2 protein-coding genes are annotated in these 907 nt (G+C 66.0%); one reads left to right on the forward strand and one right to left on the reverse strand.

Annotated elements, in window-relative coordinates:
• The coding region (locus IVB32_RS10320) for a COX15/CtaA family protein (protein ID WP_247410294.1) at nt 1-640 on the forward strand (640 nt) is incomplete at its 5' end.
• A 13-nt stretch (nt 641-653) separates the two neighbouring features.
• Here IVB32_RS10320 and IVB32_RS10325 read toward each other — a convergent pair.
• A partial coding sequence (locus tag IVB32_RS10325) for a hypothetical protein (RefSeq protein ID WP_247410296.1) occupies nt 654-907 on the reverse strand: 254 nt, incomplete at its 5' end.

Consider the following 907-nt stretch of genomic DNA (forward strand, 5'->3'; position numbering starts at 1 on the left):
CTCGGGGCTGTCCGAACGCGTCGAGGTGTCGCAATATCGGCTGGCGACACATCTTATGCTCGCGCTCGTGATCTTCGCCGGCATCGTCTGGACGGTGCGGCGGCTCGCCGGGCGTCCGCAGATCGCAGCATCGTCGCGGCTGCGCTTTACCAGCGCCTTGCTCCTCGCGGTGACCTTTATCCAGATCTATTTTGGTGCTCTGGTTGCGGGCCTGCGCGCGGGCCGCGCCTACAACACCTGGCCGCAGATCGACGGCGCGTTCATTCCCTCGGCGGAACGGCTGTGGTTCGAGACGCCGTGGTGGCGCAACATGTTCGACAATGTGCTGACGGTGCAGTTCGAGCACCGCATGACGGCCTATGCGCTGTTCGCGCTGGCGGCGTTGCACGCGTTCGATGCGGTCCGTTCACGCGCGGGTTCTGCGGCAAGCGGCGCGCTCTTGCTGCTGGGCGCGGTCAGCCTGCAAGGCGTGCTCGGCATCCTCACGCTGCTCAACCAGGTGCCGATTGATCTCGCGCTCGCGCATCAGGCAGTTGCGATCGTGGTGCTGACGCTTGCGGTGATGCAGACAGAGCGGCTCGCGCCGCGTGGCGCAACCGAAGCGCAGCCGCGCGCCGTTCCCGTCGGTCAGGCCGGCTGATCGGATCTGCTCTTCAGCAATAGCCGTAGATGCCGCACGAGTAGGGCAGGCGCCAGAAATAATCGACCTGATTCCCGCCGTAATACGCGCCCTGGTAATCGTAGTCCCAGGGGCGGCCGTAATAGCCCGGCAGCGTGTGGGAGCCCGGGAGCAGTGGCGTACCCGGCAAATTGCGGATGTAGCTGCCGATGCCGTAGGCCGGCGAGATCAGCGCATCCGGATCGGTCTCGACATAGACCTGCGGCGGCTCCTGTGGCGGAGCGGCCG

This window comes from Bradyrhizobium sp. 23, assembly GCF_023073295.1.
GTDB lineage: Bacteria > Pseudomonadota > Alphaproteobacteria > Rhizobiales > Xanthobacteraceae > Bradyrhizobium > Bradyrhizobium canariense_D.